Source organism: Oscillibacter sp. PEA192 (genome assembly GCF_003574015.1).
Taxonomy (GTDB): domain Bacteria; phylum Bacillota; class Clostridia; order Oscillospirales; family Oscillospiraceae; genus Oscillibacter; species Oscillibacter welbionis.
Map to the genome: position 1 here is coordinate 2,099,765 of NZ_AP018532.1, position 14,569 is coordinate 2,114,333.

The 14,569-nt window shown below is 54.3% G+C and carries 12 protein-coding genes; 2 read left to right on the forward strand and 10 right to left on the reverse strand.

Translation table 11 applies throughout. The features are described from left to right. Positions 1–21: 21 nt before the first annotated feature. From DN611_RS10400 to DN611_RS10445, 10 genes are all read right to left on the reverse strand, one after another. A complete protein-coding gene (locus DN611_RS10400) occupies positions 22–5,226 on the reverse strand; it encodes a SpaA isopeptide-forming pilin-related protein (RefSeq protein WP_119311297.1) in 5,205 nt (1,734 codons plus the stop codon). A gap of 151 nt (positions 5,227–5,377) precedes the next feature. Then, positions 5,378–6,520 carry an S-layer homology domain-containing protein gene (locus tag DN611_RS10405; protein ID WP_119311298.1) on the reverse strand — a complete coding sequence of 381 codons (1,143 nt, stop codon included), beginning with the start codon at positions 6,518–6,520 and terminating at the stop codon, positions 5,378–5,380. A 4-nt stretch (positions 6,521–6,524) separates the two neighbouring features. Next, positions 6,525–6,734, reverse strand: a complete 210-nt coding sequence (locus DN611_RS10410; protein WP_119311299.1) for a hypothetical protein — start codon at positions 6,732–6,734, stop codon at positions 6,525–6,527. Positions 6,735–6,918: 184 nt separating this feature from the next. Then, on the reverse strand, positions 6,919–7,671 hold the full coding sequence (locus DN611_RS10415; RefSeq protein WP_119311300.1) for a class D sortase: 753 nt from the start codon (positions 7,669–7,671) through the stop codon (positions 6,919–6,921). Beyond that, entirely contained in the window at positions 7,668–8,774 is a 1,107-nt protein-coding gene (locus DN611_RS10420) for a hypothetical protein (protein ID WP_119311301.1), read from the reverse strand. The genes DN611_RS10415 and DN611_RS10420 overlap by 4 nt, the downstream gene beginning before the upstream one ends. Before the next feature lie 85 nt (positions 8,775–8,859). Continuing rightward, positions 8,860–9,264 carry a type II toxin-antitoxin system RelE/ParE family toxin gene (locus DN611_RS10425; RefSeq protein ID WP_119311302.1) on the reverse strand — a complete coding sequence of 135 codons (405 nt, stop codon included), beginning with the start codon at positions 9,262–9,264 and terminating at the stop codon, positions 8,860–8,862. Beyond that, a complete protein-coding gene (locus DN611_RS10430) occupies positions 9,236–9,679 on the reverse strand; it encodes a hypothetical protein (protein ID WP_119311303.1) in 444 nt (147 codons plus the stop codon). The genes DN611_RS10425 and DN611_RS10430 overlap by 29 nt, the downstream gene beginning before the upstream one ends. A gap of 85 nt (positions 9,680–9,764) precedes the next feature. Next, positions 9,765–10,796, reverse strand: a complete 1,032-nt coding sequence (locus DN611_RS10435) for a ParB N-terminal domain-containing protein (protein WP_119311304.1) — start codon at positions 10,794–10,796, stop codon at positions 9,765–9,767. Further along, positions 10,783–11,610 (reverse strand): ParA family protein, encoded by an 828-nt coding sequence (locus tag DN611_RS10440; RefSeq protein ID WP_119311305.1) that lies wholly within the window; start codon positions 11,608–11,610, stop codon positions 10,783–10,785. Before DN611_RS10440 ends, DN611_RS10435 begins: the two co-directional genes overlap by 14 nt. Before the next feature lie 231 nt (positions 11,611–11,841). Beyond that, positions 11,842–12,033: a LacI family DNA-binding transcriptional regulator gene (locus tag DN611_RS10445; RefSeq protein ID WP_119311306.1), complete on the reverse strand. Its 192-nt coding sequence runs from the start codon at positions 12,031–12,033 to the stop codon at positions 11,842–11,844. Positions 12,034–12,684: 651 nt separating this feature from the next. Between DN611_RS10445 and DN611_RS10450 the strand changes: the two genes are divergently transcribed. Together DN611_RS10450 and DN611_RS10455 are read left to right on the forward strand one after the other, a co-directional pair. After that, a complete protein-coding gene (locus DN611_RS10450) occupies positions 12,685–13,518 on the forward strand; it encodes a transketolase (protein WP_021750901.1) in 834 nt (277 codons plus the stop codon). Between the two features lie 14 nt (positions 13,519–13,532). Continuing rightward, positions 13,533–14,507, forward strand: coding sequence for a transketolase family protein (locus DN611_RS10455; protein WP_021750902.1), 975 nt, complete (start codon positions 13,533–13,535; stop codon positions 14,505–14,507). Positions 14,508–14,569 lie beyond the last annotated feature (62 nt).

A 14,569-nucleotide genomic window follows, 5' to 3' on the forward strand; every position in this document is an offset into this window, starting at 1 on the left:
ATACCGCCCCTGCCTGTCCTGTTAATAACCTGTCTTGGGGAGATTGGGCTGATTGAGCTTGACGATTAGGGTAATCCATGCGGCGCGCCCGGTCTCCCACTGGCTCATATATTGGCCGCCCGCGTCGGCCCGGTTGACCACTTGATAGCCATTGGCGAGGCTGGCGCTGGTCTGGATGGTAATGGTGGGCTTTACCATGGAGGCAAAGCCGGCAGGTACCTTGCCAAACTCCAAACGCACATCCGTGACTACCTCGCCCTGCATCAGAGGGATAGCGGAAAGGTCAAAGGCATAATTGTTGGTGCTGAGCAGGTTGGTGGCCAGCACCCGGTAGTCATTGTAATTGGTCTTATAGGTGATCTGGTAGTTGAGACGGGTGTTATAGGTGCCGGTTGTGATGGTCTTGGCTGTGGCGCAGTCGGTGGGGAAGCGGTCGTGGAGGTAGAAGTTTTCCAGCGCCACATTGGAGTTGTTGGCCACCGTGAGGTCATAGCGCATAGAGTCCCCGGCCAGGAGTTGCTTGTTGCCGGTCTTGGTGACAGTGACCTTCAGATTGGCCGGCTTGTCATAGGCCGCGATTTTGATGATCTGCCCCGCATACTCCAGTGTGACATCGTGGATGGTTGGATCAAGCTGGAAATAGGCAGGCGCGGTGACTTCCCGGATTTTATAGCGCGTCAAAGGTAGAGGCTTGGAGGCTGCGACGCCCCGGGCATCCGTGGTAATGTAATCCACCACACGGCCGCTGCGCTCATTGATGATTTCATAGACTGCTCCCTGGAGGGGCGTCCCAGCCGGAACGCCCGTGACGGGGTTGGCTTCGGCGGCGTATTTGTAGATCTGAATTTGACCTGTGATTGCCTCGTTGACCCACTCAATTTCCGCCGTGCGGCCCGGACTCACATAGACGGTCTTATATTCCTTATCCAAGATGTAGCCCTCGGCCGCCTCCAGCTCTCTCAGATAAAAGCGTCCGCTGGTATTGGCGCCATCCGGGAGATCATCAGCGGTGATATAAACATAGCCGTCATCGTCGCTGGTGAACTCACCGATGGGGTTGCGGTCCTCATCGTAGAGTAAGAACTTGACGCCATAGATCCCCTCGCCACTGGTATCCACCTTATGGATCAAAATACCGGAATTGGCCTCATTCTTAATCCGTAGGGTGGTCACTTCTCCGTCCTTGACCTCGAAATAATGCGGGGTGTCGTTCAGCACGAAATCCGGGTTGGCCTCGACCTCAATCGCGTAATAAGAGCCGTCCTCCAGGGGAAGATAGGCCCTGCCGTTTTTATCGGTGGTGATGGTGTCTACCAGGGCGTCATCCATGCGGCGGATCTCAAAGGTGGTATCGGGAATCCTTTCGGAGGTCTTGCTCGCGTTGACCTTGATAATTTCAATTCCGCCTATGGGATTGTTGTAAAAATACAGCTCCTGCGTGTCATTGGGATTGATCACCACGGTTTGGGACTGCGTATTGGGGTCAATCGTATAGCCCGGGATGCTCTCCACTTCCGTTACCACCACTGTGCCTGTGAGGCCGGAAAGAATAATCTGACCTTCCGAGTTGGTCCAGTACAGGCCGTTGCTGGAGAGCTGCCCATTGTCGGCATCCACAAAACTTCCGTCGGAGTATGTGATTTTGAACTGTACCCCTTCAAGCGGTGTTATCTTGTCGTCGCCCGAGAGTTTGTGGATAATGAGCTGGCCTGTGGGTTGATTGCGAAATTCAAGGGTAACCGTTTGCCCGGCTTTGATTTGGGCCGTCTGGGGTGTGTCATCCAGAAGGAATCCATCTTTTGCCTGGGTTTCTTTGACCACGAGTGTAGTGCCGGGGTCGATGCCCTCAATGAGGATGGTCCCCGCGGAATCGGTGGTGAAGTAGCCATTGCCGTCACCCGCCACGGTCCCATCGCTCTCGGTCACAAAGAACTGAACATCAGAAATGGGAGAGTTATCGGCGCTGGACACCTTCTTGATAAGCAGCGATCCCTTGGGGCTGTTGCCAAAATAGACCTGAACAACCTCCTGATCCTTTCCGGAGAGATAGACTGTTTGAGGTGGGGTGTCAATCACATGAGCGCCATCACTGGAGAGCTCTTCGATGATGTAAGTGCCGGCCTTGCAGCCCGTGACGGTGAAAGAGCCGTTCACCGAAGTCCGGTAAGTGCCGATGACCGTGCCGCCAGTGCCGGAGGTGTTGCCGGAGAGATACCGGACCTGGAACACAGCCCCCTCAATAGCGGCCCCGCTCTCACTGTCATATTTCCATACGGAAATGGCCGAGAGAGGCCGGTTGCTGAAGCGGAATGTGTGCCCCTCGCCTGCGGCGATAAACGCCTCCTGCGTATCCGGGTCCGCCAGAGCAAAGCCCGGCGCCGGCTCCAGCTCCTTTACCCGAAACCAACCATCACGGAGGGAGAGGTCCGGGTCGGAGAGCACGATACGGCCCTCTTCATCGGTGTAGAACACGCCCAGGTCGTTATATTCACCCGTGTCCGTACTGTTGCTTGCGTACCAGACCTGGAATGGTACATTTTCGATAGGATCATGCGTGATAGAATTTTCCTTGATGATCTCGATGGTGGGGCGCTTATAATTTTGGAAATAGACATCCCGATCCCGGTTGGGGAACAGTGTCACCATCTGAGAATCATCGGCCAGCAGGTAGGGCTCCGGGACTGACTTTTCGATGACCTCCACAACGCCGGGCAGCAAGTTCTCCACTACAGCAACGCCGTTTTCGTCCGTCTCCACTTCCGCAATGGAGTGGCCGTCCGCGCCCTTCACCAGATAGACTGTGTGCTCAATCGGCTCCCCGGTGTCGGCGTCGGTTTTATGGATATAGAGGTTGGGGCGCTTGTCGTTAGTCAGAGTGATTGTGCTGGTCTGGCCCGGGAACAGCTCTACATGGTGCTCGGTATCGTCCGGGATGTGATCCTGCACAGAGGACAATTCACGCACGGAATAAACGCCGGGCTCCAAATCGGAGATCAGGATCTCGCCATTGGAATTGGTGGTGCGGTCCAGGTAGTGGCTGCCGTCCTCAATCCTGGCGATGCGGAAAGTCACCCCGGCCAGCCGGGAGCCGTCGCTGCTCAGTTTGATAAGCTGGAGGGAGGGCTTGACATGGTTGGTAAAAACGAATTGGGCGTCTTCATTTGGCTTCAGCTCAATGATGCGCTGGGCCTCATCGATGATGTAGCCATCGCAGGATTTTTCAGTTACCACATAGGAGCCAGCGGGGAGCATGGAAAGGTCAATCTCTCCATTTTCGTCCGTTCGGAACTCCTGGGGGCCATAGGTCCCCTCCACCGATTTGATCTCGAATACAGCGTTGGGGATGACCTTGGAGGGATCGTCGGAATCCACCTTGATGAGCTTTAATCCCGGCTTCATGTCGTTGAAAAACATCAGCTCTTTAATGCCGTCTCCGGCGTGGAGTTCTACCTCCTGGGGGGTGGTGTCCAGAATGTGCCCCTCATCGCCGGTATCTACCTCAAACGCCCGGTAAGTACCTGGCTCTGCATCGGCAATCAAGATTTCACCAAATTGATCCGTCTTGAAATTGCCTAAAAATTCGCCGTCCCGATAAACGGCGAAGGTGACATTGGGCATGGCGACCATATTTTTCCGATCATACTTGATGATCCGCAATCCCGGTAACTCCTCGTTAATGATAGGGATCGTGGTGGTTTCACCGGCCACCACCGTGGCGGTATAGACGGTATCATCCAGTTTCCATCCTACCGGCGCGGTGATTTCCTGGATACGGTATGCCCCCAGGGGAATCTCATCGAAAACGGCGACCCCCGCGCTGGTCGTCGTCGCTGTCCAGGTCTGACCGCTTTCGATGTGCTCAATGGTGATGACCGCACCCTGTAAATTCATGCCGGTGTTGGACTTTTTCTCAATGCGCAGAGTACCGTAGGGGTCATTGAAAAATGTCACCTCGGCTACTTCATCGTAGATGACAGTGACATTCTGGGCTGGCTCTTCACTGATGATATAATGGGAAGGAGCTTCCCGTTCAATTACGGTATAATTCCCGCTCTTTTTAAGCGGAATTTCGATGCGGCCGTCCCCATTGGTGGCAAAAGTACCGATGGAGTCGCCGTCCGGGCCGATGACCTCGAACAGTGCCCCGCTAATTGGAATCTCGGTGCCGGTTTCATACTTGATGATGCGCAATCCGGTTTCATACTCGATGGTCGTATCGTCCGAGTAGTTACTGTATGCGGACAGTCGCATTGTCACGGTAGGGTCAGTATCTACTACATAATTCTGGAGTTCACCGTACTGATCTTTCTCTTGGCAAATCGCATAAAACACGGCGTATTTATAGACATTGGTGCTGAAAGACAGCTGAACACTGCCGGTTTCTCCCTGTACGCTTTCCAGCGGGTATAAGACCTTGAACTTGCCGGCGTAGCCGTCGCCCGTACCCTCGGTAGTGATCGTGGTAATGTCCTGATTGTTCATGTCCACAATGCGCGTGCCCTCCGGGACGAGAGATGGATCAGAAAAGGACACATTTACCGCATAATCACATACCCAAGTTTTAGACCAGATGGTATAAACCTGCTGCTTGTACTGTTTTCCGTCAATGGTGACCTCATAGGCGGTATCCCGGTCTGGAGTGCAGGTCACTTCGGGGGAGAGCATTTCATTCCAGGCCGTACCACGGGCATAAATGTCCTTTGCCGCAGCCAAAATCTTCTGCGCTCTTTGGAGTTCTACACCAGTCAGGTTGGGATTGACCTTGAGATTGTTGATGTCCCAGTTGCTGAGAAGATAACACCACAGGGCCATTTTAGTTGCATAGTAGCCCTGATATTTGTTTTCCAGTCCCAGCTCGGCCAGGCTTCGCGTGGGGTAGCCGTTGGCCACGATACCGACAACCTTGGGATCGCTGGCTTTTTCATCGGCGAGATATTCGATACTCTCACCGACTCCCACGGTCTGAGGGACTCCCAGCGTGTTCGGATTGACACAGTAAGCGGGGATCTCCCGAGTGCTTCCGCTCCCGTTATCATAATTGTAATAGGTGTAAATTTGGGATCTGATCCGCCCATTGATGGACAGATAAGACATTTCAACCCCGCCATTGTAAATCTGAACTTCCCCCAAGGCTTCCTCTGGGGTGGACGCGGCAAAAGCAGCGGTTGGTAGGAGCCCCATGACCGCAAGGAGAGCCAGGAGCATCGAAATCAGTCTTTTTTTCATGAGCGACCTCCATAAAAATCGGGAGGACGCCCCTACCCATAGTTGCATCCCCCCTTGATTGGGCTTGATTGAATTGTAGGGAATGCAAAATGGGCAAAAAGAAAGACAGTGTGCCGTGCGGCACGCTGCCTCTCTTATAAATTACCCAAAATCAGATTACATGAATTTGATATTCAGTGTGAAGATATACACCATCCTTGTAAACATCCCAGGCTTGCATGGAGTAAGTTCCCGGTGGCACGGAATTGAACAGATTGACGATTTCACTCGCTCTCCAGGGCCAGAACATTTGATAGGAGAGATCATCTGGAATGCTCAGTTTAATATAAACGGGGAAGATTCCTTTGGCGTTCGGCTTAGGAGCCCCGTTCTCCCAAGTTGCCGGGTTATCGCCAATGGCGTTGTAGAGGGTGTAGAGCATTCTCCGTGTCTCATAGAGATTGCGGACACGAAGATGATCGCCGGTTTCATTTTGCCAGTGCCGCACCTCCATTTTTGGAAGTTCCGGTTGCGGGAGCAAGCTCCAGTCACAGGTTGGCTCCGGCAAGGGGCCGATTGGGCCGGAGGCAAACATATTTTTGTCCCACCGGCTTACATCGGTGATGGTATAGTTGGTGCCGTCGTCGCAGCGGATCACATCGCCTACTTGAGGGATATACTGAGAGCCGTCGGCGGGCAGGTTGATGGAGCCGTCTGCATTCCTGCTCAGGGTTTCACTCTGATGTTCGCAGGAGGCATCGGTATTACCCAATGCCCGGTAGAGCATGACGGCCAAATCTCCGCGGGTGATCTCGCTTTTCTCTACGGCCTCCGCTGTGGTCAGCCCCAGGTCAAGTGCCGTCTGGCAGGCGGTGGAATACTCCCATTCAACCTCGGGCAGATCCAGACACCGCAGGACAACAGTGCAGGCGGCCGCAGGTGCCACTCCATCATCGGCGCCAAAGGCCCCGGTATCATAGCCGACCATCAGGCCGTTGGCATAGCAGTAGCCGACATAGAGCCTGGCCCACTCCGGTACATCCTGGAAATTACACTGCCCAGTATAGAATGCCTGATCGGCCTGCACATGCTCCGGGTTTCCATGTAGGCGGGTCAGAACTGTGGCCAGTTGCGCCCGGGTCAGTCCAGAGTCCAGGTTCATCTCGCCATTGCCGCCGCCGACCATAATCCCCTGCTCACGGAGATAGGCTGCGGCGGTCTCCTGCTCACTGTTGCCTGCGGCGCTTACCTTAACCGGCAGTACAAACAGCAGGCACAAACAAAGGAACAACGGTAAAAGGCGTTTTTGTTTCATTTTATTATGCCCCCTTTCGATATAGCGTCGTGCTGGCGCTCATTTTTAGCCGCCGGCATGTGGGATCATATTCGCAAGTTTCAAAGATATTAAGACCCCACAATTCTAACTGCTCCGCAATCTCTTCAGGGACATCAAAGGTCATGTCCAGACTGACCCGGAGCGCGGAATTGTCCAGCAGCCGCTCTTTTCCTTTCGGAAACTCCTTTACCATGACAATCCCCCTTTTCTCGTTGGAGCGTCCTTACAAGACCAAAATAAGGCGAAAATCGGGACTTGTCAAAGGTTTTTTTGAAACGCCTTTACCGATAAAACGAAAGTCGATAAATATGTACTGTGATCTTGCTATTTTCACATAATTCTCAATAAAAGCACCCAGAAAATATTCGATAAAAATTTTATGAACTTATTTCGATCCCCTGAACACAAACCCGTTTGGTAGGCTGATTGGCCAAGCAGGTGATAATCGTGATCCGGTTGTCTGAGGTGCTGTTCAAATAGCTCCAGTCGGTCCAGTCTATGATCTTGACCGAACTCACTGCATAGGTCCTTGTCCCCAGGCTGGTCTGATACCGAATGGTATCGCCAATTTCCAGATCCTTGATTGCGCCGATGTTGTGGCTGGAGCCCCGGTTGTGTCCGCACAGACCGATGTTTCCCTCCCAGGCGCTTGTGCTGGGGAAGTGGCCCACACCTTTGCGCATGGAAGAAGAATCAGTACCTTCATAAGCCTTATAGCGAATTCCCAGGCTGGGGATTACCAGAGTACCAATGCTGCCATCGCTCCGCTCTACTTCGCTCACCGCTGTGAACTGGGGCGCTGGAAACGTGGGAACATCTCCCCACTGGATGGGGTAGTTGCCTCCGGAACTGTCAGGGTAAATGCTCCCGCTCCCTGAGTTGATCCCGTATTCCAGTGAAGAGCCGCTGTTGATGGAGATCCCGGGGGCACTGTCGGCCAGGGGATCAAGGAAATCTACTGCGTTTGTGCCACCGTAGTTATACTGAGCCCCGTAGACCTCTTCGTAGGAAGTGCTCCCATAGAAGTCCTTGGGCGCCAGTGTTTCAAAGTTGTAGTCCGCAGCAAGGGCTGGCGTAGTCATCAGCATGAGCCCCGCCAGGGAAAGCCAAAGCCCCTTGAGTCTTTTCACGATTCACCGTCCTCCTTTTCTTCCGCATCTTCCTTGATGGCAAACCAGTAACTGTCCTGCCCGTCATAGGCCTCCACCAGATGGGTGCGGCTCCCGCCGTACATCTGGATGGTGATGATCCTGCCGGCGAGCTTATGAGCCAGCTTGCTGGGAAGCTCTACGCTTGCGTCCCCAGCCGGGTATTCCCGGAGCTTCGTCAGATCCAGCTTGGGGGTTCGGGTGGAGATCTTCTGTTTCCCCAATTTCTTATAGGCGACGCCTCGGGCGTTCATAGCATAAATTACTGCGCGGGGCCGTTTCATGAGATAAATAATGCCCATGGTACCTATAAGCAGCAAAAGTCCGCCCCCGGCGAGGAACCACATGGGATTGAAGTCGGCCAGAAATCCCACAGGACTTCCAAGATAGGTCACGGTGTACTTGACCGCTTCAATACCTTCCGCCTTTATTTCGCCGGTATAGCTGGCCGTTGTCACATATCCGGTGGCTACACTTCTGCTTCCCGTAGCGGTATAAGTTGCCGTAGCCGTGTATGAAGTGGGGACCAGCGTATCATCGGCCAGGCCAGTCCCTGTCACGGTCCAGGAAATGTCGCTCAGCTTTAGGGTGCTTCCGTTTTTGACGGTAGTGGTGGGGACATAGGAGGGATCGTTTCGATCCAGACCTGTAAACTGCTTGGTATCGGTAATCGTATAGTATTTAGTGGTATAGTCTGCGGCTTCGGTTTGGATTGTAGTGTGGTCCAGAGTCAGCACTCCGGAATAGCCATCCTTGTTGTACTCCATGCTGGCATCCAGCTGTTCCAGAATAGCCGCAAGATCATCTACATCTGTTTCCAGCGTGACGACCTCCGTTTGGATTTTAGAATCCTCGAATGTCTGTTCCTCTTTGACCGTTTCAAGATGATGGTAGGAATAGCCCTCCACCTCGAAAGGCTCCTCTACCAGACCGCTGGGGTCTGCATCAGGGGGAAGCATATAGGTTTTGATGATGAGCTGTCGGCCATCCCGATTTTCGGATATTACATCCTCGGGAATATAGGCGGCGGAGGCAGTGACCGTCAGCATACAAAAAAGCGCCAGCAGGATTGCCGCCTTTTTCATACCTTACACCACCAGCCTTTCCAGAGCGCCAGGACCAGTGCAGGGACTCCGATAACAAGCCCAGCCCAAATGAATTTGTGTTTCGTCATACTGTGATACCTCCGTTGAGAAAGAATTTTATGGACAGCTCTTGCGTAGAGCATGATCCATCTCGGATGTGCGTCAAACAGTCCAGAGAGCGGTCCAGCGCCTGCATGGTGTTCCGCTTATGACGCTTGATAAACGGCGTGAGAAACAGGATGTCCCCGTCATCCGTGAGTGTGAAAATGATGCGGACCAGGTTTTTGCTCTTGGCTCGCAGTTCATAGAGTGCTTGGTAACGCTCGATGCAGAAGTGCTTGACATAGGGCTCACGCATGACTGCCGCTGGAGATTGTAGGAGAAGGGCAAAAAGCGAAAGCAGCTTTTGCCGTTGCTTTTCATCCAGCGCCCCAAAGAAATCCAAAAGGGGGGCACTTCCCTCAGCCGGTACAGCAATCAGCAGTTTCATTGGCAACCATCTCCTTCCCGTTACTGGCCTGATTTTCCGATAAATCCAGAAGCCGTTCTACAAAGCCCAGACAAAACAGTGACAGGGCCGGTGCGCAGCCGGCCAGCCACCAAATGGGATCAGGGAGCGGTTTCCGAATGGTATCATACTGAAGGGAGATCAGCAGATAAATGTTCTGACAATCTTTGCGGGCGGCCAGCTCTGAAAAAGCTGCCGTCACAGCGGACACCTCTCCTTGATCGGAGTAGAAGTCGCACAGATCATCAAAAAACAAGCCGCCGAAGATCTGCACAAAAGCCCGCATTACTTCAACATTTACCTCGCCATCCGGGCGCAGAATTCCCATACGCTCCAGCCGCGCACTGGTCGAGCTATCAAATGGGTCGGGGACACAGAGATAAAGATTCTTTGACATTGGCAACCGCCTCCTGTAAAAAGTAAAAAGAAAGACCCGGCACTCCCGGTCGATAGGGGGTGCCGAGCCTATTTGCCTTACTGGATTATGAAGCATTTCCCATGGTCTTGAAATACAGAGCCAGGGCTTTTTGTATGGTTTCTTCGATTTGCTTTGTGGTGGCCTTGGGCGGGAAGTACGGTGCAAAGGCCGGAGGGAGCGTGACAGAAACGCGCCGCCCCGGTTGCTTTGAGGTAGACAAGCCGCCTCCGCTCAATATGGATTTGATCTGGGAGGCATCCAGTTTGCCGTCTTCAAAAGCGGCGCGGAGCTTTTTCCCTTTTGCCGTGGAAATAGAGGCACTCCCTTCCGAAATAAACTGATAGATGCACTCCTGAAGGCTATGGTCCTCCACGAAGCTGATTTCATACGCAGCCAGTTGTCCCAGTCGTTTTCCGCTATTCATCAGCAGAAGCAGAGGACGGTATAATGTAGCATAGCGGCAATACTTGGATACCTTATCCCTGGTCAGTTCATACTCCTGTGCGATTTTTACATCCGTATGGGACTTTTCCTGAGTGTCAGGAGAAGTTGTTTCAGAAGTCTGGAGATCCGTGCGGCGCCCCTGGCGCTTGAGCATATTGTAGTGGGCCGCAATGCAAAGGACTCTCTGAGAAAACAGCATATCCGCGAGGGACCGCTGCCGGAAGTTCATCTCGTAGAACAGGTCTTCCGCGGTTTCCTGAGTTAAGTCTGTCCGGATAACGGCCGGGATTGTAGTCAATCCAGCAATCTTTGAGGCATTGACCCGATTGTGGCCGCTAATTATAATATAGGTGCCCTCAGCAGTTTTCCAGACCAGAATGGGAGACTGAACTCCATGCCGCTTGATGCTCTCCACCATGTCCTCCAGCCGCGCTCCGGTATAGAGAGGGAAATGCTCCTCGTGGTCGGGAAAACCGCTCAACTGGGCCAGCGGAAAATCACAAAGCGTTCCACTCTCCATAGGAGAGGGGAGATCATCGCGATTGAAAAAGCATTGGTAGGCTCCCTCCTCCGGCGAGCCATTTGCCATCGCCGCCTCCGCTTCACTTCGTTTCCGTTGCCGGAGTGCGTCCTGCACTTTATTTCTGGCCATAGGATAGCACCTCTTGTGCGACGGCGGAGTAAGCCTTTGCAGCGGGGTTGTTCGGCTCGTATTCAAAGATACTGGCCGCCCCAATGGGATGTTCTGCAACACGGATTGAGAAATCAATGGGGGAGGAAAATACGGTAAATGCGTTGCCGTAGTCGGCTTGGATCTCGTCCTGTATGCCCCGGCACAAATTGGTACGCCCTTGGTACATCGTCAGCAAAATACCACCGACAGCTAATTGGGGGTTAATCCCCTGTCGGATTGTCTGAATGACCTCCAAGGTATCAGCCATGTCTTCCATAGCCAAGTAGTGGGCCTGCACGGGAACAATGGCTTGATGGGCCGCAGCCAGCGCATTGATGGTCAGCAGATCCATACTGTGACCACAGTCGATTAAGATGTAGTCATACTGTTGCTGGAAAAGCTCCAGGACGCGAGCCATAACCAACTCACAGGGAGTACCGCCGGTCTCTCCGCCGCGGTAACGGCTGCTCATTTGCAGAGCGACCAGCCGGCTGGACACACCAGCCAGTTTGGAATTTGCCGGGATGTAATGAACGCCCGCCCCCTCAATGACCGCCCTATTTACAAAGAGTTCAGGCTCGGTATCATCCAGCACTGCATTCATCAGATTTGCAAGCGTGTATTTCAATGATTTAGGGTCAGAGCGCATTACTTTTGTCAGATCGCCCTGGGGATCATTGTCTACCAGAAGAACGGACTTTCCTGCTGCGGACAAGGCGGCCCCAAGGTTAGCGCAAGTTGTGGTTTTACCGACACCACCTTTGGAGTTTGTGATCGCCAAAATAATCGCCATTCTATGTACCCTCTTTCTTTCGTGAGAATTAAACCCGGAATAGGAAACGCCCACCCTCGGCGTTATGCCTGGAGTGAGCGTTTCCAGCTCGCTCCGACATGACTGCCCCCCTTTTTTATGGAGTATCGAAATGTCGGAGCCAACAAATATGGCGAATATGTTCTGAAATTTGGACAAAATCAGCGAAACAACAGCCGTTCATGGTGGCTTCCGACTTTGCCCTATTATATCTCATTCGTCCGTCCTCCGCATGACCATGGAGCGGGCCACATAGTTTTTGGTGTAGCCCATCTCGTCGCACAGGCGCAGGATCCGCTCCCGGGTCTCCCGCCCGATCTGTGGGCTGCCTGACAGAGAGCGAGAGACTGTGGAATAAGAGACGCCCGCCGCTCGGGCCACGTCCTTCAGCGTGACGTTCTTCATCTGACTCTGCCTTTCCCGCCGCCGGTGCGGCGCATTCTGCGCAAACGCTTTCCCCACCCGCCAAAGCCGGCCGGAGGCGTATGCCGTCCCATATAGAATAGCGAATTTGCCGGGGCTTGTCAATTACAGAACGATGCAGGGCCTTCCGCCGCAAGCCTTGCCGCCCGTAGGTGTTTCTGGAAAATCGAGGAAAACCTTGAAGTGCTGCTTTCCATGGTTTTCCTTTCTCTGGAGAGTCACTCCCCCCTGCGCCTGTGTACCTTCCTATCTCCGGAAGTTATTCTTGTGAAAATTCAAACTCATATTGACTCCGTATAGGAGGATGGGGTAAAATATAGAAAATGTCAGGGTTGATTTTTGGTCAAAACCACCATATTTTTGTGCAGACATTGGGAAATCCGCCGATACACGCTTCTTCAGGTTCGCCCCACGGCACCACCGGCGGGACGAATTTTCAAAAACCTTTGATAACCCCCCTTTTCATGTTTTGGAATTTGTGGTATTCTGAAAGCGAAGTAATCGTTTTGCTTTTTCTGTTGGCGCACACACATTGCATTCTCACTTCTCAGCGACCTGTCCCCCTGTCGAACCTATGCGGCGCAGGTTTCCGCGCGGCGTGCAATTTAAGTGAAGGAAAGGAAGAAACACCCCATGAACGAAAAAAAGTGCAAAGTTCTGGCGGCTGAGATCCGGCTGGAAACGCTGAAGGTCATCCACTCCCGGGGCTTCGGCCACGTGGGCGGCTCCATGGACCTGGCGGACCTGATGGCCGTCCTGTACGGAGAGGTTATGAAGTTTGACCCGAAGAACCCCCGGTGGGAGGATCGGGATTGGCTGGTCCTGTCCAAGGGCCACGCGGGCCCCGTGGCTTACGCCACTTTTGGCCTGATGGGCTACTATCCCATGGAGGAAGCTTATACCCTCAACCATCCTCACACCAAGTTCCCCAGCCACACCGACCGGAAGCTGACCCCCGGCGTGGATCTGACCACCGGCTCTCTGGGCCAGGGCGCCTCCACCGCCACCGGCGCCGCTCTGGGCAACAAGATCGATGGCCGTGACAGCCACGTGTTCTGCGTCATCGGCGACGGCGAGGCCGACGAGGGCCAAGTCTGGGAGGCATTCCACTTCGCATACGCCCACAAGCTGGACAACATCATCTACTTCATCGACAACAACGGCTATCAGCTGGACGGCCCCACCGCCGACATCCTGGACCACGGCAACATTGCCAAGAAGGCGGAATCCTTCGGCCTGTATACCCAGGAGATCGACGGCCATGATGTGAAGGCTATCTACGACGCCATCCAGAACGCTTACGCCAAGAAGGGCGTGCCCAGCTGCATCGTGCTGGACACCTGCAAGGGCAAGGGCGCCACTTTCGCTGAGCCCAAGCACGACCACTCCTCCCAGCCCAATGAGGAGCAGTGGGCCGAGGCGCTGGCCGCCGCGGAAAAGGCTCTGGAAGACGCCAAGAACGCTTGAGGAGGGTGAGAGCAATGAACGTGAAACTGATCGGTAAGCATGAAAAGGACTCCCGGGCCTGCCGGGACGGTCTCGCCCTGACCCTGGACGAGATGATGGCGCAGGACAAGTCCATCTGCTATGTGGACTGCGACCTGATGGGCTGCATCAACACCAAGCGGCTGCGGGAGCACTATCCCGACCGGGCCTTTGAGGCCGGCATCGCCGAGGGCAACGCCGCCGGTGTGTCTGCGGGTCTCGCCGCCACCGGCAAGAAGGTTTTCTTCCACTCCTTCGGTACCTTCTCCTCCCGCCGGTGCTATGACCAGATCTATATGTCAGCTGCCTATGCCGGGCTGACGGTCCATGTTCTGGGTTCCGACGCCGGCGTCACCGCCGCGTTCAACGGCGGCACCCACATGCCGCTGGAGGATGCAGCCATGTACCTCTCCATCCCCGAAACCACAGTGCTGGACCCCGCCGACTATGACCAGCTTGCCAGTATCACCCGCCAACTGGTGAACATCGACAAGGGCGTCACCTACACCCGGTTCGTCCGCAAGGGCATCATCCAGGTGTACGGCGAGGGAAGCGAGTTCGAGATCGGCAAGGGTGTGGTGCTGCATGAGTCCGACAAGGATCAGGCCACCATCATCACCTCCGGCATCATGGTGGACGAGTCCCTGAAGGCCTATGAGGCTCTGCAGGCAGAGGGCATCTCTGTCCGGGTCATCGACATGTTCACCTGGAAGCCCCTGGACGAGGAGCTGGTGGTCAAGGCCGCCAAGGAGACCGGTGCCATCGTCACCGCCGAGAACCACAACGTCACCTGCGGCCTGGGTTCTGTTGTGGCCAACTGCCTGTCCAGGAACGCCCCCACCGTACAGGAATTTGTGGGCGTGCAGGACCAGTTCGGTCAGGTGGGTCCCCAGGACTTCCTGATGGACGAGTACGGCCTCCGCGCCGCCAACATCGTGGCCGCCGTCAAGAAGGCCATCGCCCGCAAATAAGTTCAGATACCCGGCGGGGTCCCTCAGGGGCCCTGCCTGTATCGCCATATATCATTTTGAAA